This is a genomic window from Pseudomonas sp. IT-232MI5 (genome assembly GCF_949767845.1).
Lineage (GTDB): Bacteria > Pseudomonadota > Gammaproteobacteria > Pseudomonadales > Pseudomonadaceae > Aquipseudomonas.
In genome coordinates, this window is record NZ_CATKQE010000059.1 from 294,314 (window position 1) to 313,997 (window position 19,684).

General features: G+C 61.2%; 17 protein-coding genes and 2 pseudogenes. 12 read left to right on the plus strand and 7 right to left on the minus strand.

Annotated features, from left to right (window positions below):
- Positions 1-43: 43 nt before the first annotated feature.
- Complete coding sequence (locus ACM6JQ_RS26160) at positions 44-991, minus strand: FecR domain-containing protein (RefSeq protein WP_414894931.1); 948 nt, start codon at positions 989-991, stop codon at positions 44-46.
- The gene (locus tag ACM6JQ_RS26165; protein ID WP_007912551.1) at positions 988-1,494 is read right to left on the minus strand and encodes a sigma-70 family RNA polymerase sigma factor; all 507 of its coding nucleotides are present in this window, start codon (positions 1,492-1,494) and stop codon (positions 988-990) included. The genes ACM6JQ_RS26160 and ACM6JQ_RS26165 overlap by 4 nt, the downstream gene beginning before the upstream one ends.
- Before the next feature lie 297 nt (positions 1,495-1,791).
- On the opposite strand from ACM6JQ_RS26165, the gene ACM6JQ_RS26170 reads away from it, so the two are divergent.
- The 4 genes from ACM6JQ_RS26170 (at position 1,792) to ACM6JQ_RS26185 (ending at position 6,964) form a co-directional block, all read left to right on the plus strand.
- Positions 1,792-3,510 (plus strand): hydrogenase maturation protein, encoded by a 1,719-nt coding sequence (locus ACM6JQ_RS26170; RefSeq protein WP_414894932.1) that lies wholly within the window; start codon positions 1,792-1,794, stop codon positions 3,508-3,510.
- Positions 3,511-3,770: 260 nt separating this feature from the next.
- Complete coding sequence (locus ACM6JQ_RS26175) at positions 3,771-4,634, plus strand: LysR family transcriptional regulator (RefSeq protein WP_007912548.1); 864 nt, start codon at positions 3,771-3,773, stop codon at positions 4,632-4,634.
- Positions 4,635-4,745: 111 nt separating this feature from the next.
- Positions 4,746-5,891 (plus strand): sterol desaturase/SRPBCC family protein, encoded by a 1,146-nt coding sequence (locus ACM6JQ_RS26180; protein ID WP_414894933.1) that lies wholly within the window; start codon positions 4,746-4,748, stop codon positions 5,889-5,891.
- A complete protein-coding gene (locus ACM6JQ_RS26185; RefSeq protein ID WP_007912546.1) occupies positions 5,888-6,964 on the plus strand; it encodes an SMP-30/gluconolactonase/LRE family protein in 1,077 nt (358 codons plus the stop codon). The genes ACM6JQ_RS26180 and ACM6JQ_RS26185 overlap by 4 nt, the downstream gene beginning before the upstream one ends.
- A 133-nt stretch (positions 6,965-7,097) precedes the next feature.
- Here the strand turns inward: ACM6JQ_RS26185 and ACM6JQ_RS26190 are convergent, their stop codons facing one another.
- The gene (locus ACM6JQ_RS26190; protein WP_007912545.1) at positions 7,098-7,262 is read right to left on the minus strand and encodes a hypothetical protein; all 165 of its coding nucleotides are present in this window, start codon (positions 7,260-7,262) and stop codon (positions 7,098-7,100) included.
- A 109-nt stretch (positions 7,263-7,371) separates the two neighbouring features.
- Positions 7,372-7,614 carry a DUF465 domain-containing protein gene (locus tag ACM6JQ_RS26195; RefSeq protein WP_007912544.1) on the minus strand — a complete coding sequence of 81 codons (243 nt, stop codon included), beginning with the start codon at positions 7,612-7,614 and terminating at the stop codon, positions 7,372-7,374.
- 205 nt (positions 7,615-7,819) lie between these two features.
- On the opposite strand from ACM6JQ_RS26195, the gene ACM6JQ_RS26200 reads away from it, so the two are divergent.
- The gene (locus tag ACM6JQ_RS26200; protein WP_414894934.1) at positions 7,820-8,341 is read left to right on the plus strand and encodes a DUF4142 domain-containing protein; all 522 of its coding nucleotides are present in this window, start codon (positions 7,820-7,822) and stop codon (positions 8,339-8,341) included.
- Between the two features lie 307 nt (positions 8,342-8,648).
- On the opposite strand, the gene ACM6JQ_RS26205 is transcribed toward ACM6JQ_RS26200, so the two are convergent.
- Entirely contained in the window at positions 8,649-8,915 is a 267-nt protein-coding gene (locus ACM6JQ_RS26205; RefSeq protein ID WP_007912542.1) for a hypothetical protein, read from the minus strand.
- Between the two features lie 281 nt (positions 8,916-9,196).
- Here ACM6JQ_RS26205 and ACM6JQ_RS26210 point away from each other — a divergent pair.
- The 7 genes and pseudogenes from ACM6JQ_RS26210 to ACM6JQ_RS26240 form a co-directional block, all read left to right on the plus strand.
- Positions 9,197-9,478: pseudogene (locus ACM6JQ_RS26210) on the plus strand (RsbRD N-terminal domain-containing protein); the annotation flags it as partial.
- A gap of 234 nt (positions 9,479-9,712) precedes the next feature.
- Positions 9,713-10,015 (plus strand): annotated as a pseudogene (locus tag ACM6JQ_RS26215) (STAS domain-containing protein); the annotation flags it as partial.
- A gap of 2 nt (positions 10,016-10,017) precedes the next feature.
- Positions 10,018-10,380, plus strand: coding sequence for an STAS domain-containing protein (locus ACM6JQ_RS26220; protein ID WP_007912539.1), 363 nt, complete (start codon positions 10,018-10,020; stop codon positions 10,378-10,380).
- Positions 10,377-10,781 (plus strand): anti-sigma regulatory factor, encoded by a 405-nt coding sequence (locus ACM6JQ_RS26225; protein ID WP_007912537.1) that lies wholly within the window; start codon positions 10,377-10,379, stop codon positions 10,779-10,781. Before ACM6JQ_RS26220 ends, ACM6JQ_RS26225 begins: the two co-directional genes overlap by 4 nt.
- Positions 10,778-11,788, plus strand: a complete 1,011-nt coding sequence (locus tag ACM6JQ_RS26230) for an ATP-binding protein (RefSeq protein WP_414894954.1) — start codon at positions 10,778-10,780, stop codon at positions 11,786-11,788. Before ACM6JQ_RS26225 ends, ACM6JQ_RS26230 begins: the two co-directional genes overlap by 4 nt.
- The gene (locus ACM6JQ_RS26235; protein WP_414894935.1) at positions 11,781-12,656 is read left to right on the plus strand and encodes a sensor histidine kinase; all 876 of its coding nucleotides are present in this window, start codon (positions 11,781-11,783) and stop codon (positions 12,654-12,656) included. Before ACM6JQ_RS26230 ends, ACM6JQ_RS26235 begins: the two co-directional genes overlap by 8 nt.
- Positions 12,646-14,589: a response regulator gene (locus ACM6JQ_RS26240; RefSeq protein WP_414894936.1), complete on the plus strand. Its 1,944-nt coding sequence runs from the start codon at positions 12,646-12,648 to the stop codon at positions 14,587-14,589. The genes ACM6JQ_RS26235 and ACM6JQ_RS26240 overlap by 11 nt, the downstream gene beginning before the upstream one ends.
- A 222-nt stretch (positions 14,590-14,811) precedes the next feature.
- Here ACM6JQ_RS26240 and ACM6JQ_RS26245 read toward each other — a convergent pair whose 3' ends face one another.
- The gene (locus ACM6JQ_RS26245; RefSeq protein WP_414894937.1) at positions 14,812-17,442 is read right to left on the minus strand and encodes an excinuclease ABC subunit A; all 2,631 of its coding nucleotides are present in this window, start codon (positions 17,440-17,442) and stop codon (positions 14,812-14,814) included.
- A 31-nt stretch (positions 17,443-17,473) separates the two neighbouring features.
- Positions 17,474-19,585 (minus strand): ATP-binding protein, encoded by a 2,112-nt coding sequence (locus ACM6JQ_RS26250; RefSeq protein ID WP_414894938.1) that lies wholly within the window; start codon positions 19,583-19,585, stop codon positions 17,474-17,476.
- Positions 19,586-19,684 lie beyond the last annotated feature (99 nt).

Genomic DNA, 19,684 nt, shown 5'->3' on the forward strand with positions numbered 1-19,684 from the left:
AGCGCTTTTTATAGGGCGGCGATTAGGCCAAGAAGTTATGGATTTATAACCGCGCGTCGACGCTGACCCAGTACGGGTTGTGCCAAGTCACGCGGATCGGCAGCGAGTGCTCCAGCAGTTGCAGGGTGCGATCACTGTCGTCGAGCGGATACAGCCCGCTGAGGCGCAGATCGGCGACTTCCGGACTCAGATGCAAAATGCCGCGACGGTAACGGCGCAGGCTGTCGATGACCTCGCGCAGAGGCCGGTCGTGCACTTCCAGGCGCCCCTGCACCCAGGCACTTTCCTGGCCGTTGCTGCGCTCCAGCGACAGCAACCCGGCGCCGTTGAACAGCAGACTTTCGCCGGCCGCCACCACTTGCCGCGCGCCACCTGCGGTGACTACTTCAACTTGCGAATGAAGCATCACCAATCGCGTCGCCTCCTCGCTGTACTGCACGAGAAACTTCGTCCCCAGTGCACGCATGCGACCGTGCCCGGTCTCGACCACAAAGGGTCGCGCCGAATCTTTCGCTACGTCGACCAACAACTCACCGCTGCGCAAGGCGAGCAGGCGCTGTTGGCTATCGAACAAAGGCACCACACGGCTGCGTGCGTTGAGGGTCAGCGCACTGCCGTCGGCCAAGGTGAAGTCACGTCGCTCGCCGGTTCCGGTCGACAACTCCCCCGCCTCCGGCAGCCAGCCGTAGCGCCGTCCGAGCAACCCGGCCAACAGCGCAATGCCGAGCACACTCAGACTGCCGCTGATAAAGCGTCGCCGACTCGACGGCGCATTGAGACTGTGCAGCAGGCTGTTGCGCGGCACGTTGCGCAGGCTCGGGTTACGCAGCAGATTGAGGCCGCCGCCCATTTGCTCGATGACCTGCTGATGCCGAGGATCAGCAACACGCCAAGCCTCGAATGCGGCCCGCTCGGCCATGCCCGCCTCGCCCGATTGCAGCAACGCCAACCATTGCGCCGCCTCGTCGATCACCGCTTCGTCCGGCCTCATGCCTGCATCGCCTGATAGCAGCGCTTGAACGCCTCGACCATGTATTGCTGCACGCGGCTGGTGGACACGCCGAGGCGCTCGCCGATCTCGCTGTAAGTCAAACCGTCGAGTTGATGGTAGAGAAACGCCGCTTTTGCCTTGGCCGACAGCCCATTGAGCAGGCGATCGACCGCCAGCAGTGCTTCGATCACCAGCGCGCGTTCTTCAGGGGACGGATGCACCGGCTCGGGCGCCAGCGCCAGACTGTCCAGATAAGCGCGTTCAAGGTCCTGACGGCGCCAACCTTCGTACACCAGCCGCCGGGCGATGGTGGTCAGCAGCGCGCGTGGCTCACGAATGGCCGTGGGGTCCGGCAGTGCCAATACCCGCAAAAAGGTTTCCGAGGCAATGTCTTGCGCACTGTGCGGGCAACCCAGCGTGCGGCCAACGGCAGCGCACAGCCAGCGATAGTCCTTTTGGAACATCTGCCCGATGATCTGGTAATGCGGGTTGTACCCACCCATGCCTTGCTCCCTGAAACGGGTCCCACCCGCTGCGAAAAACCATCGTTCTGCCGGGATCGTCCGGCTCTGATCAGGCGCGACTGTGCAATAGCCTCGAAGACATTTGAAGTAATAAAAAATCAGCACAAGCAAACCATTGAGCATAAGGCGTTTGGTCGCCGCAGAAACATTGGCTGACACAACGTTGACCTCGGTCACTGGCGCGTGGCCGGCCACTGATTAATCTCGCGGCTCCATCGAAAGCCAAGGACGGCTCAGCGAGAGCCCGTGGCTGAATCCACTCAAGGAAGAGCAAGCATGCGACCACTCAACATCATTCTGCTGTCGTCAGCGTTCAACGGTCTGACCCAACGCGCCTGGCTGGAACTGCGCGAGGCCGGGCATTCACCCAGCGTCGTACTGTTTACCAATGAACAGGCTGTGTGCGAACAGATCGAGAACAGTGGCGCGGATCTGGTGATCTGCCCGTTCCTCAAGGACCGCGTTCCGCAGGCACTGTGGAGCAACGCCGAGCGTCCGGTGGTGATCATCCATCCCGGCATCGTCGGCGATCGCGGCGCCAGTGCCCTCGACTGGGCAATTACCAACGAGCTGCCGAGCTGGGGCGTCACCGCGCTGCAGGCCGTCGAGGAAATGGACGCCGGCCCGGTGTGGGCCACTTGCGAATTCAATCTGCCAGCGGGCCTGCGCAAATCCGAGCTGTACAACGGTCGGGTCAGTGACGCGGCGATTCGCTGCATACGCGAAGTGGTGGAGAAATTCGTCGAAGGCTTTGAGCCGGTGGCGCTGGATTACGCCGATACGAAGGTGCGCGGGCGCTTGCAACCGAACATGAAACAGGTCGACCGCAGTTTCAGCTGGCACGATTGCGCGCGCTTCATCAAACGTTGCATCGATGCCGCCGACGGCCAGCCCGGTGTGTTGGCGAGCCTCGCTGGCGGTCAGTATTACGTGTACGACGCACACCTCGATTCGCGCAGCGGCATGCCCGGCGAGATTCTCGCGGTGCATGACGATGCGGTGCTGGTTGCAGCGGGTGATCAAAGTTTGTGGATTGGCGCACTGCGGCGTAAACCGCAACCTGGCGAAGAAACCTTCAAGCAACCGGCGCGGCACCTGTTGGCCGGGCAACTGACCGACGTGCCGGTGCTGGACTGGTCGATCGCTACACAGCCGTTCAGTGACGAAGCCTATCAACCGCTTCGTTATCGCGAATCCGGCAACGTCGGCGAATTGACCTTCGAGTTCTACAACGGCGCCATGAGCACCGAGCAATGCCAGCGCATGGTCGCCGCGCTGCGCTGGGCCAAGTCCCGTGATACCCAGGTGTTGCTGATCAAGGGTGGGCGCGGCAGCTTTTCCAACGGCGTGCATCTGAACGTAATTCAAGCTGCGCAGGATCCTGGCGCCGAAGCCTGGGCCAATATTCAGGCAATCGACGACGTCTGCGCAGAACTGCTGACGGCCCGGCAACTGGTGGTCAGCGGCGTCACCGGCAACGCGGGCGCCGGTGGCGTGATGCTCGCACTGGCGGCCGACATCGTGTTTGCCCGCGCCGATATCGTGCTCAATCCGCATTACAAGAGCATGGGTTTGTACGGCTCCGAATACTGGACCTACAGCCTGCCCCGCGCCGTCGGCCCGGCGATGGCCGAGCAATTGACCCAGGCTTGCCTGCCGGTAAGCGCGGTGCAGGCGTGGCAACTGGGCATGGTTCAGGAAGTTGGCCCGCGCTGCCCGGACGAGTTTTCGTTGTGGTTGCTGCAACGGGCCAATGCTGTGCTGAGCGATCCGACCTATGCCGCGGTGCGCGAGCGCAAGGCGCGGGTTGATCAGGCGTTGATCCAGCAATGCCGCGAAACCGAGTTGCAGGAGATGCAGGAGGACATGCTCTACAACCGCCATCAGTTTGCCGAGAAGTGCCGAAATTTTGTCTTCAAGCGTAAGGTGTGTGGCACGCCGGCGCGGTTGATTGAAGAGTGGGCGCGGGTGCGTTTGACCGAGTTGGCCAGTTGATTTTGGCGGTGACTGCATTTTCCCTCACCCTCACCCTAGCCCTCTCCCAGAGGGAGAGGGGACCGACCGAGGTGTCTGGCGCCCTGCATCGACCTGAAAAATCGAGTCGATTATGGATTCAACGCTGATCGTTCAAGTCAGTGCATTGCTTCAATATCCCCCAATCGGTCCCCTCTCCCTCCGGGAGAGGGTTAGGCGGGCGGCGATCCGATGAGGGGCTTTTGCCGTTACAATGCCGCACCTCAAACACCGGCCCGCCCATGGACATCGATCTCGCTCGCACCTTCCTGGAAATCGTCCGTCACGGCAGTCTCGCCGCAGCCGCGCAAAAGCTGTTCGTCACGCAAACGGCAATCACCGCCCGGGTGCAGAAACTCGAAAGCCAACTAGGCAGTACGCTGTTCGTGCGCAACCGCGCCGGGGCGAAACTGACGCCCAATGGCGAGGCCTTTGTGGTCTACGCCAATCAGCTGGTGCAGACCTGGGAAGCGGCGCGCCGCGACCTGCCACTGCCCGAGGGTTATCACAACGTGCTGCACATCGGCGGCGAAGTCAGCCTGTGCAACCCGTTGATGCTCAGTTGGGCGGCGGAACTGCGCGAGAAGATTCCCGGGCATGCCCTGCGCATGGAAATCCGCGACGGCGAAAACCTGCTGCGCCAGCTCGAACTCGGCGTGCTCGACGCCGCACTGGTCTATCAGCCGGAATACTGGCCGGGCTTGCAGGTCGAGCAAGTGCTGGAAGAAAAACTGATTCTGGTGCGCGCTCCCGATCGCCCCGATCCCTACGTCTACATCGACTGGGGCCCGGACTTCCGCCGCCAGCATGACGCTGCCCTGCCGGAAAAAGCCAAAGCGGCGCTGAGTTTCAACCTCGGCCCGCTGGCTCTGCAATACATTCTCGAGCACGGCGGCAGCGGCTACTTCCGCACTCGTGTGGTGCGCACCTATCTGGAAAGCGGCGCCCTCGAAGCGGTGACCAAAGCTCCGGAATTCGGCTACCCGACTTACCTTGTCTACTCACGCGATCGCGATTCGGCGACGCTGCAGCAAGCCTTCCACCTGCTGCGCGAAGTGATCCGCACCGATGACGACTGGTCGCAACGCTGGAACCCTTTGAGCTGAAGCGGCAGCATTACACCGGAGCATGGCGCATGTGCCATCGAGGTCCGGCCTGCACAAACGGCCGGATCGGCTAATCTGCCGGGTATAACAACAATACCCGCAGGTGAAGCAGTGAGGCAGACCACCGAGATATTCCGCAGCCGTTACCGTGCGGCCATTCATCCGCTGTACAACCCTTGGCTGCACGGCGTCTTCGTGCTGTTGTTCGGGGTGCTGGCCATCGGTGGGTTCTGGAGCAGCGTGCAGCAGGTCAGCTTGCTGGAATGGCTGACAGTGCCGCTGACCCTGCTGTTGTTCAATTTCGGCGTGTACATGGTCCATCGCCATCTCGGCCACCACAAAAAAGCCTTCGCAAAAATGTTCTACGCCCGGCATGCCGGCGATCATCACAGCTTCTTCACCCCCGGCCACATGACCTACGACAGTGCCCGTGACTGGCGGGTGATTCTGTTTCCCGCCTGGCTGATCGTAGTGCACACGCTGGTGATCACCCTGCCGCTGTGGTGGCTGATCGCACAAGCCAACGCCAACGTCGCCGGACTGTTCGGCGGCTGCATGGTCCTCGGTTATCTGACTTACGAAATATTCCACGCCTGCGAACACCTGCCGCCGCACAACCCGCTGACCCGCCTGCCGTGGATCCGCCAGATGCGCCGTCTGCACGAATTGCATCACCGCCGCGAGCGCATGCAGGAGCGCAACTTCAACATCGTTCTGCCGCTGATGGACTACCTGTTCGGCACCCTGTACTGGGAGCCGGAAACCGCCCCTTTGAGCTATTCGAGAATGCCCATGACCCGTATGCAGCACACCATCGATATCGCTGGCGACCCGATTGCCGTGCTCGCCTACGCCGCCAGCGTCGGTCGCTGGCCGGAGTGGCACCCCTCTTCGCTGAAAATCGACGGCGCCCACGGCCCGCTGCATGCCGGCTCGCGCTTCGAAGAGGACATTCACGCGGGTGGACGTGAAGGCCATTTGAGCTGGGAGGTCACCGAGTATTTGCCCGGTCGGCGCTGGTGCGCGCGGGCGCAAGGCGATCATGGATTGTCGTTGCTGCTGACCTATGAATGCAGCGCGGCAAGCAGCGGCACGCGGTTTGTGCGCACGCTGGATTATCGCTTCGGCGGTCTGGGCATGCGCATCGCCAATCACCTGCTGCTGAAACGGCGCATCGAGCGCGAATCCGCCGCATCGATGCTGGCGCTGCGCGACATGGCCGCGCAATACCTGGCATCGACGAGGGCCAGCGCGTGAAGCTACGGCATCTGTTGTTGCTGCTGATCCTCATCGTCATCGCGTTCTTATTATTGATGCCGACCAAAGTCGAACCCGTGGCCTGGACGCCGCCTCCAGCACCTTCGCTGAAAGAAGGTCTCTACGCCGAGAATCAGAAACTCAAAGGCGCAGTGCAGGTCGGGCCGAGCGACATCGAGGGACCGGAAGCCTTGCTGCTGGAGAGTGACTTCCTGATCACCGGACTGCACGACGGCCGACTGATCCGCACCAGCCTCGACGGCCAGCAACGCAAAGTACTCGCCGACACCGGTGGCCGACCGCTGGGATTGGCCCGGCATCCGAACGGCTTGCTGGTCATTGCCGATGGGGTCAAGGGCTTGCTGTCCCTCGATGCGCAAGGTCAGCTGGTTCCTTTGACCACGGAGGCCAATGGACTGGCCTTCGGTTTTACTGATGACGTGGCCATCGACAAGTCAGGGCATTACGCCTATTTCAGCGATGCTTCCAGTCGCTGGGGTTATGGCCATGACGGCGAGGCGGTCATTGAGCACGGCGGCGATGGACGTCTGCTGCGCTATGACTTTCAGAGCGGCAAAACCAGTGTGCTGCTCGATAAGCTTGAGTTTGCCAACGGCGTGACCCTCGGCCCGGACGATGCTTATGTGCTGGTCAACGAAACCGGTGCCTATCGCATCAGCCGTTATTGGCTGACCGGGCCGAAAGCCGGCACTCACGACCTGTTCATCGACAACCTGCCGGGGCTGCCGGACAACCTGGCGTTCAATGGCAGCAATCGGTTCTGGGTGGCGTTGTATGCGCCGCGCAATGCTCTGCTTGATGGCACTGCGGGGCATCCATTCGTGCGCAAGATGATCGTGCGGGCGCTGAAGGTTTTACCGAAACCGGTGGAGAAGCGCGGGTTTGTTCTGGGGCTGGATCTGGACGGCAAGGTGATCGCCAATCTGCAGGATGCGAGCAGTGGCAATTACTCGCCGATTACCACGGTGCGCGAGTATGGGCCGTGGTTGTATTTCGGCTCGTTGAAGGCGATGCATATGGCGCGGATGCCGTTGGATGCGGCGCTGAAGTGAACCTGCTGGATCTGGATCGAGCCTACTGACGCCATCGCTGGCAAGCCAGCTCCCACAGGGTTCTTTGCTGACCACGGCATTTGCGGACAACACCATTCACTCTGGGAGCTGGCTTGCCAGCGATGGCGATCTGTCAGTTGCTGGACTTGTCGAACTTGTCCGGATCTTCGTCTTCGGGAAGATCCTCATCCGGTTCTTCAGGATTGGCCGTGGTATGCGCCGGGCTGTTGGGTTCGGGATGCGTGGGAACCGGGTCGAATGCGCCCTGCTCTTCACTGGGGAATTTGGGATCGTTCATAAGGCACCTCGTAAAGAGTCGGTAAAAGAAGACTCTGTACATTCGAGGTGCCGGTCGGGGCTGTCGTTCCCGTCAATCCGCAACCGCAGGTCGGCGGATCACCGGGGTTTCAGGATCGCGCCTGCAGTTGCTCGACGATCTTGTTTTTGACCTGCAAGCGCTTTTCTTTGAGTTTTTTCAGCGTGTAGTCGCTGGGAGCATCCGAGGTGGCAGTCTCGGCCTTGACTACGTCGGCGTCCGCCTGGGAGTACTTGTTGATCAGTGCATCCAGATGTGGATCCGCGGTGCGTTTTTGCTGGATCTCTTCCTTTGTAAGCTTCAAGTCCTGTAACAGATCATGGGTCACCGGCATGGAACACCTCCGTCAGTTGATCGGCTGGCCAACACGACCGATTGCGCTGGCCAGTTATCAGAATGGCCTCGGTTGGGCGCTTCTGTCGACCACCTGTCAGACCAGCGGTGTCCGTTCGTCGCCCTGTCGCAAATGCGATCAAACCTTTGTTCGCCACATTGCCTCCATTGGTTAACACCAACAAAAACTGCGTGGAGATACACCAATGGACGGATTCAACCTGCGTCATCTGGTTTTGGCTGTCGCTTTGAGCAGCGGCATGGGCAGCGCCTTCGCTGCGACTGACAATGACTTTGTCGATAACGCCGCTGCCGGTGGCATCGCGGAAATCGAAACCAGTCGACTGGCGCTGGAAAAAAGCCAATCGGCTGACATCAAGGCCTTCGCCAATATGATGATCACCGACCATGGCAAGGCCAACGATGAGCTGGCGACCATTGCCAAGGCTAACGACATCGAAGTCCCGGACACCACAACTCTGGTCAAACAGGCCAAGGAAAAAATCCTCGAAGTGCGTGATGAGTCTTTCGACGCGGCCTACGCCAACAATCAGGTGAAGGCGCACGAAGAAACCATCGAGCTGTTCAAGAAACAAGCCAATACCGTGACCGATGACAAGGTCAAAGGCGCCCCTGAATTGAAGGCGTTTGCGCAGAAAATGCTGCCAGCCCTGGAAAAACATTTGGCCGCCGCCAAGGAACTGCAGGCCAAGTATCCGAGCAAGTAAACAGCCTTACCCTCACCCCAACCCTCCCGAAACGTCGGACCGCCCGGAGGGAGAGGGAGCCGACCGAGGTGGATGCTCGAGTTATGCCGACCTGAACGTTTTGAGTCGAACGCAGGTTCTGAACAGCCCCCGATCTGAAATCTCGAGCTGAACTGAGCTTTTGAAAAGCACCGAGATCGGCTCCCTTCCCCCTCGCCCCCTTGGGGGAGAGGGCTGGGGTGAGGGGGATCGATGTCCGCAACGCCACAAATCCAAAGCAAAAAAAAGGCCGCATCCAGTAGATGCGGCCTTGTCATATCCGCCGAAATCAACCGCCATCCGTATCAATATCAGCATCGGTCTCCTCGCCCGGCTTAGCCCGGTCCGGTTTTGGCTCGAAGCCCGGGCTGAACTCATTGTCGTTGTCCGTGTGCTTGTTCTTCTGATCCACCGCCGGATCGCCACTCTGCGCCTGCCCGCCATCGCCCTGCTGCTGCGTCGGCACCGGTTGCCCCGGCACCTGCGGGTCGATAGCCGGATCATTGCGATTGATCGGTTCGCCAGATTGGCTCTGCTGCTTCGTTTGCTCGTTCATGGCCACCTCGTTGGTCAAACACCCCGGCGCACATCCGCCGGGTGTCAAAGATTCGAAGCCTGCCCCACGCCAACGTTCAAAACTTCGCCGCGCCCGGCCACGCCGACTAGAGTTACCGGGACGTTCCTTGCGCCAGATCAAAAAATATACGTGCGTGAACGAACAACTATTTCGAACGGCAAATGTCGATCACTTCGCGGCGATCATTTTCACGACCGCCCCCCAATTCGCGACGGAGCAACAGGCACATGGCAGCACTGCAGAACAGCACACTCGATGCGATGAAAAACAAACAAGCACAACTGCTGGGCGAATGGATCAACGGCCTGCAAGCCAGCGGCGCCACGCGTAACCTGAAAGAGCACGATCTGCAGCAACAGACCACGGAATTCCTGCAACTGGTGGTCAGTGGCATCGAGAACGACAACGGCACCAACATCGCCGCACCCGGTTGGGAGACCACCCGCCAGTTTCTCGAAAAGCTCTCCCACAGCCGCGCACTGCTCGGCCAGGATTCGCAGCAGACCGCCAGTTTCATCTTCGCCCTCAAAGGCCCGCTGTTTAACCTGCTGCAGAACCATTACAAAGACCAGCCTGCGCTGCTCGCCGAACAGCTCTGGGAAGTCTCGGAACTGCTCGACGCCTTCGGCATGCACACCATCCGCACCTTCCAGAAATCCCGCGAAGCGGTGATCAAGCGTCAGCAGGAAGAACTGCTGGAGCTGTCGACCCCGGTGGTCAAGCTGTGGGACGGCGTACTCGCCCTGCCAATGATCGGCACCCTCGACTCCCAGCGCACGCAAGTGGTGATGGAGTCGCTGCTGCAACGCATCGTCGACACCGGATCGGAAATCGCCATCATCGACATCACCGGCGTGCCGACCGTCGATACTCTGGTCGCCCAGCACCTGCTGAAAACCGTGACCGCAATCCGCCTGATGGGCGCCGACTGCATCATCAGCGGCGTACGTCCGCAGATCGCGCAAACCATCGTTCACCTCGGCCTCGACCTGCAAGGCGTGGTGACCAAGGCCAATCTGGCCGATGCGCTGAAACTGGCCCTGACCCGTCTGGGTGTCAGCCTCGTCAAGACGGTATAAACATGGAACGTATCCCGATTCTCCAGATGGGCAAGTTCCTGCTGGTGACCATCCAGGTCGACATGCATGACCAGCTCGCCCTCACCTTGCAGGACGACTTGTCCGAGCGCATCAGCAAGACCTCGGCGCGCGGGGTGTTGATCGACATCTCGGCGCTGGACATGGTCGACTCGTTCATTGGCCGGATGATCAGCACGATCTCCGGCCTGTCGAAAATCATGGACGCCGAAACCATGCTGGTCGGCATGCAGCCAGCGGTGGCGATCACCCTGGTCGAACTCGGCCTGACGCTGCCCGGTGTCAGCACGGCATTGAACGTCGAGCGCGGGATGAAGCTGCTGCAGGAACGAGTAGACCGGCAATGACCGTACGCAGCAGCGGTACTCAACCCATCCACATCGAGCAGGATGTCGTGCTCGCGCGCCAGACAGCACGCAAACTGGCCACCGAATGCGGAATGCGCCTGATCGACCTGACGAAAATGGTCACGGCGGTCAGCGAACTGGCGCGTAACACCATGGTTTACGGTGGCGGCGGCGACATGGACTGGCAGATTCTCGATGAAGATCACAAGGTCGGTCTGCGCCTGACCTTCCGCGACGAAGGCCCGGGCATTGCCGACATCAAACTGGCGATGACCGACGGCTGGACCTCCGGCAGCGGCATGGGCCTGGGTCTGACCGGGGCGAAACGCCTGGTTGAAGAGTTCGAACTGGAAACAGAGCCCGGCAAGGGCACACGAATAACGATTACCCGATGGACATGAATATCAGCGGGTCGATGACCCAGGTTTTACTGATCGAGGACAGCAGCCAGATCGGCTACGCACGGCGTACGGCGCAACAACTGGCCGAACAGCATGGCTTCGACGAGCGCGATGCCGGGCGTGTGGCATTGGTGGCGACGGAGCTGGCGAGTAACGTGCTCAAGCACGCCAACCACGGTGAGATGCACCTGCGGGTGCTGCCGCGCATTGATGGTTTCGGCATTGAGTTGCTCGCTATCGACCGTGCTCAGGGGTTTGATTTGCAGGCCTGTATGCCCGACGGCTTCTCCACCGGAGGCACCCAAGGCATTGGCCTCGGCTCGATATCACGCCAGGCTGAAGTGTTTGATGTGTACGCGGATGCCCGTGGCGCGGTGTTACTGGCCCGGTTTTATCCTCGCTCGGATCGCGAACCGGACATGCATTTTGGAGTCAGCCAGCACTCGCTGCACAACGATCCCGCCTGCGGCGATGTCTGGCACCTGGCGTATGACAACGGCAGCGTCAGCGCGCTGATCATCGACGGTCTGGGGCACGGTGAAGACGCCGAACGCGCCGGGCTGGCAGGCGCAGAAACCTTCGCCCTGACACCGTTTGCCGAGCCGGTGATGCTGATGGAAGACATGCACCGCGACATGATCGGTACTCGCGGCGGCGCTGTCGCGTTTGCCCAATTCGATGCACGGCGCGACAGCCTGACCTTCGCCGGCGTCGGCAACATCGGCGCCAGCCTGATCAACGCCGACAAATCCCGTGGCCTCGCCTCGCACCCGGGCATTGTCGGCGTGCAATACCGGAAAGCCCGGCCCTTTGACTATGCTCACGTGAACGGACATCTATTGATCATGTACAGCGACGGCTTGCAGTCCCGTTGGAATCTTCAAGACTACCCCGGTCTGGTGCACCGCCATCCCGCCGTGATAGCCGCCGTCCTGCACCGCGATTTCTGTCGCGGGCGCGACGATGTAACGGTACTGGTCGTTGCCCTGGAGGCCGCCCATGGCTGAGTCGCCGATTCTGAGCAGTGCCGAGCAGGCTGCGCTGATTGCGCAGTTGCAGAGCGAAACCGCGGCGCTGCGCGAAGAACTCGATGAAACCAATCAGGGTGTGCTGGCGCTGTACGCTGAACTCGACATACAGGCTGAGGAACTGCGCCAGGCTTCGGATCTGAAAAGCCGCTTTCTGTCGTACATGAGCCACGAATTTCGCACGCCACTGGGTTCGATCCTGAGCATCAACAGCCTGCTCGCCGACGAACTCGACGGCCCGCTCAGTCCCGAGCAACACAAGCAGGTAGCGTTCGTCAGCACGGCTGCGCGCGAACTCAGCGACATGGTCGATGACCTGCTCGATCTGGCGAAGATCGAGGCCGGGCGCATCAGCATTTCTCCGGCGTGGTTCGACATGTTCGATCTGTTCTCCGCCCTGCGCGGGATGTTCCGGCCGATTGTCGATGCCAGCGCCGTGGACCTGATATTCGAGGAACCGGTCGGTTTGCCGCGCCTGTACACCGACGACAAGAAACTTGCACAGATCCTGCGCAATTTCATTTCCAACTCGCTGAAGTTCACCACCCGTGGCGAAGTGCGGGTTTCCGCACGGCTCGAAGGTGCAGACAAGGTGCGCTTTGCCGTCAGCGACACCGGCATCGGTATCGCACCAGAGCTGCATGGTGCATTGTTCGAGGACTTTTCCCAGGTCGACTCGCCGTTGCAGAAACGTCTGCGCGGCACCGGGCTGGGCCTGTCACTGTGTAAACGCTTCGCCGCCCTGCTCGGCGGTGAAGTCGGGCTGGAAAGCACGCCGGGGGTCGGCTCGACCTTTTTCGTGATCATTCCGCTGGCGATCGCTCTGGAGAACGTCGATGAAACGTGACATCCGCCTGTTGATCGTCGACGACAACGTCGCCACCCGCTACGCCCTGCGCCGACGGCTGGAGCGTCATGGCTACGAGGTGCTGGAGGCCGGCACCGGCGGCGAGGGGCTGGCGCTGATCGACAGCGAAGCACTCGACGCGTTGATTCTCGACGTCAATCTGCCGGACATGAGTGGCTTCGACATCGTACGGATTCTGCGTGCGGACAGCCGCACGGCGCTGCTGCCAGTGATCCATGTGTCTGCGGCGTCGATCCAGACCGGCGACATCATCACCGGCCTCGACGCCGGTGCCGATGCCTACCTGATTCACCCGGTTGACCCGGATGTGCTGCTGGCCACCCTGCGCACGTTGCTGCGAGTACGCGACACGGAAAATGCCCTGCGCGAAAGTGAAGCGCGGTTTCGCGAGATTTTCGTCAACGTCTCCGCACCGATCGCGGTGCTCGATGCCAGCCTCAAGGTGCACGAATGCAACCATGCCTTCACACAACTGATTCTCGACAATCGGGATCCGCAGGCCCTGCGTGAATGCTTCGCCGAAGATCAGAGCGCCATCCTCAATGAGCTGCGCCTGCGTCTGGTCGATGGCGAGCGCTGGAAAGGCACGCTGAACATGCGCGTGCAGGGCGAGATCCGCGAGACCGAGTGGCAGATTTCGCCGTACCGCACGCCCGAACTGAGCCTGGTCTTCGTTGAGGACGTTACCGAACACCGCCATCGCGAGCGCTCGCATCTGGCGCGCCTGGACGACACCACCACGCAACTGGCCAAGGAAGTCGCCGAACGCGTGCGTGCCGAAGCGCAGTTGCTGCAGGTGCAGAAGATGGACGCACTGGGCAAACTCACCGGCGGTATCGCCCATGACTTCAACAACCTGCTGACCGGAATCATCACCAGCCTCGAGCTGATCCAGAAACGCGTGGTCGATGGGCGTCTGGACAAGGTGCAGTTTTACTCCGAAGCGGCGCTGAATTCAGCGATGAGCGCTGCGTCCCTCACCCACCGCTTGCTGGCCTTTGCCCGTCAGCAACCACTGGATACACGGCCGGTCGACATCAACGAGCAAGTCCGTTCGCTGGAAGAATTGCTGATGCGCACCATCGGTGAGCGGATCACCCTCAAGCTAGAGCTGACCAGCAAACCGGCGATCGCGCTGGTTGACCCGGTGCAGCTGGAAAGCGCGGTGTTGAATCTGGTGATCAACGCCCGGGATGCCCTGCCGGTGGGCGGCAATATATGGGTCAACACTTACGCCGCGTACTCCCATGGCGATCCGAATCTGGCCGATGGCGCTTACGTGGCGCTGTCGGTGCGTGATGACGGTACGGGCATCGAGCACAATGTCATCGACAAGGTCTTCGATCCGTTTTTCACCACCAAACCGTTGGGCCAGGGTACGGGGCTGGGGTTGTCGACGATCTATGGTTTTGCCCGCCAGTCGGGTGGCGATGCACACATCCGCAGCGTCGCGCGGCGCGGCACCGAAGTGACGATCATGTTGCCGGCCACCACCGATCCGACCGGCGCTGACATTCCCGCGCCGGTGGTTGACCCGCAAGGCAGCGGTGAGCATGTGCTGATTGTCGAGGACATGCCGTCGGTGCGCATGTTTGTCACTGAAGTGCTGGAGGACGCCGGTTATCGCTGCACCCAGGCGGCGGATATCGAAACGGCGCTGGAGCGGTTGCAGAATGATCCGTCGATCAACCTGTTATTGACCGACGTCGGCCTGCCGCGCATGAGCGGTCGTGAATTAGCGGATGTTGCGCGCGGTTGGCGTGAGGGATTGCCGATTCTGTTCATGACCGGGTATGCGGAGACAGCGATCAATCGTCAGGTGTTTCTGGGCAGTGGCATGGACATGCTGGTCAAGCCGTTTCAGATCAGTGAACTGCTCGAAAAGGTCCGCCGCACCCTTGATGGTGCCTGACTGCAGCACCCACAGGAACTGATGTCGAACACAGATCCACTGTAGGAGTGAGCCTGCTCGCGATGGCGTCAGGTCAGCCAATTCATCTGTGACTGACACCCCGCTATCGCGAGCAGGCTCACTCCTACAGGGGTCTTGTGGTGGACCCATACTTCGAATTCACCGCAAAAAACTGTGGGAGCTGGCTTGCCAGCGATGAGGCCAGTGGCAGCACCGCATCTATTAATTCAGGGCCCGAGCCAGAAACGGCGCCGTCCGGCTCTTCTTGCTCGCCGCAACCTTCTGCGGCGTGCCCGCCACGACAATCCTGCCGCCCTGATCCCCCGCCCCCGGCCCGATGTCGATCACCCAGTCACTCTGCGCCACCACGCGCATTTCGTGCTCGACCACGATCACCGTGTGCCCCGCCGTCACCAGCGTATCCAGTTGCTCCAGCAGCCGATCGACATCGCGCGGATGCAACCCGGTGGTCGGTTCATCCAGCACATACAAGGTCGCGCCGCGCTGATTACGCTGCAACTCGGTAGCCAGTTTGATCCGCTGCGCTTCACCGCCAGACAGCTCCGTGGCCGGTTGCCCGAGGCGCAGATAACCCAGGCCAATATCGCGCAGCACTTCCAGTGAACGACGAATCCCCGCTTGCTCGGAAAACACTGACACCGCTTCCTCGACGGTCAATTGCAGCACCTGGGCGATGCTCAAACCCTCCCAGAGAATCGCCAGGGTCTGCGGGTTGTACCGCGCGCCATGGCAGGTCGGGCACGGCGCATAAACGCTGGGCATGAACAACAACTCGACACTGACAAAGCCTTCGCCTTCGCACGTGGCGCAACGACCCTTGGCGACGTTGAAGGAAAACTGCCCGGCGTCATAACCCGCCGCCCGTGCAGCGTCGGTCGCGGCGTAGAGCTTGCGTACGTTGTCGAACAACCCGGTGTAAGTCGCCAGATTGGAACGTGGCGTACGGCCGATGGGTTTCTGGTCGACCTGCACCAGTCGCTTGATCGACTCCAGCCCGGACGTGACCTGACCGCTGCTGACCTGCGGGGCGTCGTCTTCGAGGCTGAGTTCTTCCGGCTCGCTGTCCACCGTCGGCCGCCCCAACTGCGCGCCGACCAGTTCCAGCAAGGCCTGACTGACCAGGCTCGACTTGCCGGAGCCGGAGACGCCCGTCACCGAGGTAAAGCAGCCCAAGGGAAATTCGGCACTGAGGTTGTTCAGATTATTGCGGGTGATGCCCTCAAGTTTCAGCCACGCCGTCGGTTTACGTGCCGTTCTTGTCTGACGTTGCGATTCGGCAAACAGATAAGCACGAGTCTGCGATTGCTCGATCTCGGCCAGACCGGCGGGCGGGCCGCTGTACAGCACCTGCCCACCCTGCTCGCCCGCTGCCGGGCCGACGTCGATCAGCCAGTCGGCGCGGCGCATGGTTTCCAGGTCATGCTCGACCACAAACAGCGTGTTGCCGTCCGCCTTCAAGCGCTGCAAGGCTTCGAACAACGCTTCGCCATCGGCTGGATGCAAACCGGCGGAAGGTTCGTCGAGCACATAAATCACACCAAACAACTGCGAGCCCAATTGTGTCGCCAGGCGCAAGCGCTGCAACTCACCCGACGACAGCGTTGGCGTACTGCGCTCCAGCGCCAGATAACCGAGGCCCAGATCGGTCAGCGTGCTGACGCGCTCCAGCAGATCCTCGGCAATACGCTGCGCCGCCAGACGTTTCTCCAGCGACAGATTTGGCGTGTGGCGCACATCCGGCGCACTGCCATGCCCGCTGGCACCATGGGCCACGCGTTGCTGACGGGCCTCGCGGGTTTGCGCGTGACTCAAGGTCTCGCCGGTTTCTTCGGCATGTTCCAGATAACTGGCCGCCGCCACCGGCCGTAATACCTCGGCCACTTGCAATAACGGCATTTGCGACAATTCGCCAATGTCGTACCCGGCAAACGTCACCGACAACGCTTCACGTTTCAGGCGTTTGCCGTCGCATAACGGACAAGGGCTGCCGAGCATGAACTGTGAAACACGCTTCTTCATCAACGCACTTTGCGAATGAGTAAAGGTGTGCAGGATGTAGCGCCGGGCGCCGGTGAAGGTGCCTTGATAACTCGGCTCCATCTTGCGTTTGAGGGCGACGCGGGTTTCTTCCGGGGACAGCCCGGCGTACACCGGCACGGTCGGGGTTTCTTCGGTGAAGAGAATCCAGTCGCGCTGTTTTTTCGGCAGTTTTTTCCACGGGATGTCGACGTCGATGCCCATGGTCACGAGGATGTCGCGCAGATTCTGCCCCTGCCACGCCAGCGGCCACGACGCCACCGCGCGCTGGCGGATGGTCAGGTTCGGATCGGGCACCATCAGCGCCTCAGTGACTTCATAGACGCGGCCGAGGCCATGGCACTGCGGGCAGGCGCCTTGCGGGGTGTTCGGCGAAAAATCCTCGGCGTACAACATCGGCTGCCCCGGCGGATAACTGCCGGCGCGCGAATAGAGCATGCGGATCAGGCTCGACAACGTGGTCACGCTGCCCACCGACGAGCGCGTGCTCGGTGTGCCGCGTTGCTGTTGCAGGGCCACGGCCGGCGGCAGGCCTTCAATCGAGTCGACATCCGGTACGCCAACCTGATCGATCAGCCGTCGCGCGTACGGCGCCACCGATTCGAAGTAACGGCGCTGGGCTTCGGCATACAAAGTCGAGAACGCCAGCGACGACTTGCCCGAACCGGACACCCCGGTAAACACCACCAGTGCATCGCGGGGGATGTCGACGTCAATGTTTTTCAGGTTGTGTTCACGGGCGCCGCGCACCCGGACCATGCCGGTGGGCGCTTTGGAGGTGCGTTTGGAAGTCATCGACCTGCCTTGGTAAAGGAATGTTCAGCGCTCAGTTGCCGAGAACCACCCGGATCATCTGCAACAAGGCTTCGGGGCTGTACGGTTTGCCGAGCAAATGGGTGTCGGGACTCAACTGGTGATTGCGCGAGATGATGTCGCGGGTGTGCCCGGAGGTGAACAGCACCGCCACCGGCGGCGTCTGCACCTTGGCCCAGGCGAACAGGTCGGAGCTTTTGATCAGCCCCGGCATGACCACGTCGGTGAAGATCAGGTCGACTTCGGTACCTTCCAGCAGCATTTGCATGGCCGCATCGCCGTGGCCGGCGGTCAACACGCGGTAACCCTCCTCGCGCAACAACTCGACCGCCGAAGCGCGCACCGCGTCGTTGTCTTCAACCACCAGAATCGTCTCGTGGCCGCCACTCTGCTGCCGTTGCAGATTGGGCGATTCATCAAGGATCGGGCGCAGGCTGCGCGGGAAGTACAACTGCACCCGCGTGCCCTCGCCGACGGTACTGACGATCTCGACGTGGCCGCCGCTCTGTTTGACGAAACCGAACACCATGCTCAGGCCCAGCCCGGTGCCCTGGCCGTCGGCCTTGGTGGTGAAAAACGGTTCAAACACCTGCTCGAGAATGTCTGGCGCAATGCCGGCGCCGCTGTCACTGACGGCGACCCGGACAAACTCGCCGGGAACGATGCCTTTACCGGCGCAGAACTCGCGATCGAGGCGCACGTTGGCAGCGCTGAGCGCAATGGTGCCCTCGCCCTTCATCGCATCGCGAGCGTTGATCGCCAGATTGAGAATGGCGTTTTCCAGTTGGTTGCGGTCGACGTTGATATGCCACGGTTGCTGCGGCAGCTGCACATCGATCTGAATGGTTTCGCCCAGCGCTCGCTGCAGCAATTCGCCGACACCTTCGAAGATCTGTCGCGGGTTACATACTGCCGGCGACAACGGCTGGCGCCGGGCAAACGCGAGCAATTGCGAGGACAGCTTGGCACCGCGCTCGACCGCCGCCAGCGAGGCACTGACCCGGCGTTGCACGTTGGTATTGTTCGGTTCGTGGCGCGCGAGCAGATGCAGATTACCGGCGATCACTTGCAGCAGATTATTGAAGTCATGGGCCACGCCGCCGGTGAGACCGCCAATGGCTTCAAGCTTCTGCGACTGGCGCAACTGCTCTTCAGCCGCCAGCCGCGCCTCGACCTCTTCGCCGACGCGCTGTTCAAGGTTGCGGGTAAATTTGAGCAGGGATTCTTCGGCGATCTTGCGTTCGTGGATGTCGATCAACACGCCGGGAAAGCGTAACGGCGCGCCGTGTTCGTCGAACTCACAGGCGCCACTGGCCAGCACCCAGGAATAACTGCCGTCACTGCGCCGCACGCGATACTCGGCGTTATACGGTTCACCGGTCTGCACGGAATGGGCGACGCGCTCTTGTACCCAGGCGTGGTCATCGGGATGGATGCGCGACTCGGCAATGTCCTGGGCCAGATTGCTCAGGTCATGATCCGGCGGATAAGAGAACGTGCGGGCGAAACGCTCGTCTGCCGACAGCGTGTTGTTTTTCACGTCCCAGACAAACGAGCCAAGCAAGGCCCCGGCATTCAACGCCAGACGGACCCGCTCATTGTCAGCGCGGTAGGCTTGTTCCGCCGCCTGCCGCCGGCGTTCGGAGTGCACGAACTCGGTGGTTTCCACCACCATCGCCATGACCCCGGCCGGCTTGCCGTCATCATTGGCCACCGGGCTGTAATACAGATCCATCCAGACGTCTTCGGGGACGCCATCGCGCAACAACACCAGCTCTTTATTGCGAAACGACAAGGTGCCACCGGCCAGGCAGGTATCGACCACGTGCCGGTTGAAATCGGCGACTTCCGGCCAGCCCAGTTCTACCGGCGAACCGAGCAGATAGGGGTGGCGACCACCGGCAAACTTCGAATAGGCATCGTTGTAGATCATGTATCCGGCATAGCCCCAGAGCATGACCATCGGCAGTGGCGACGCCAGCATCAGTTGCACCGCACTGCACAGGCTGGCCGGCCAGCTGTTCAACGGGCCGAGTTCGGTGTGGCTCCAGTCGAACGCACTGATGCGCCCGGCCATTTCGCCTTTCCAGCCCTCACAACCATGGCTATCGGATAAAAACTGCATCGACTGACTCAGTGTCCTGTGGTGATTGCCCGATAAATCGCGACGCCATAACGACGCAACGCCCGTCTGTTTCGAGCGTCATCAGTCGTATTGGTTTCA

Bases quoted from the DNA above. Each gene is read 5' to 3' on its own strand.
- ACM6JQ_RS26235 (WP_414894935.1), top strand. From the start codon at position 11,781: ATGGCTGAGTCGCCGATTCTGAGCAGTGCCGAGCAGGCTGCGCTGATT.
- ACM6JQ_RS26160 (WP_414894931.1), bottom strand. From the start codon at position 991: ATGAGGCCGGACGAAGCGGTGATCGACGAGGCGGCGCAATGGTTGGCG.
- ACM6JQ_RS26245 (WP_414894937.1), bottom strand. From the start codon at position 17,442: ATGACTTCCAAACGCACCTCCAAAGCGCCCACCGGCATGGTCCGGGTG.
- ACM6JQ_RS26190 (WP_007912545.1), bottom strand. From the start codon at position 7,262: ATGAACGATCCCAAATTCCCCAGTGAAGAGCAGGGCGCATTCGACCCG.
- ACM6JQ_RS26240 (WP_414894936.1), top strand. From the start codon at position 12,646: ATGAAACGTGACATCCGCCTGTTGATCGTCGACGACAACGTCGCCACC.
- ACM6JQ_RS26225 (WP_007912537.1), top strand. From the start codon at position 10,377: ATGACCGTACGCAGCAGCGGTACTCAACCCATCCACATCGAGCAGGAT.
- ACM6JQ_RS26175 (WP_007912548.1), top strand. From the start codon at position 3,771: ATGGACATCGATCTCGCTCGCACCTTCCTGGAAATCGTCCGTCACGGC.
- ACM6JQ_RS26230 (WP_414894954.1), top strand. From the start codon at position 10,778: ATGAATATCAGCGGGTCGATGACCCAGGTTTTACTGATCGAGGACAGC.
- ACM6JQ_RS26170 (WP_414894932.1), top strand. From the start codon at position 1,792: ATGCGACCACTCAACATCATTCTGCTGTCGTCAGCGTTCAACGGTCTG.
- ACM6JQ_RS26195 (WP_007912544.1), bottom strand. From the start codon at position 7,614: ATGCCGGTGACCCATGATCTGTTACAGGACTTGAAGCTTACAAAGGAA.
- ACM6JQ_RS26200 (WP_414894934.1), top strand. From the start codon at position 7,820: ATGGACGGATTCAACCTGCGTCATCTGGTTTTGGCTGTCGCTTTGAGC.
- ACM6JQ_RS26205 (WP_007912542.1), bottom strand. From the start codon at position 8,915: ATGAACGAGCAAACGAAGCAGCAGAGCCAATCTGGCGAACCGATCAAT.
- ACM6JQ_RS26165 (WP_007912551.1), bottom strand. From the start codon at position 1,494: ATGGGTGGGTACAACCCGCATTACCAGATCATCGGGCAGATGTTCCAA.
- ACM6JQ_RS26220 (WP_007912539.1), top strand. From the start codon at position 10,018: ATGGAACGTATCCCGATTCTCCAGATGGGCAAGTTCCTGCTGGTGACC.
- ACM6JQ_RS26250 (WP_414894938.1), bottom strand. From the start codon at position 19,585: ATGCAGTTTTTATCCGATAGCCATGGTTGTGAGGGCTGGAAAGGCGAA.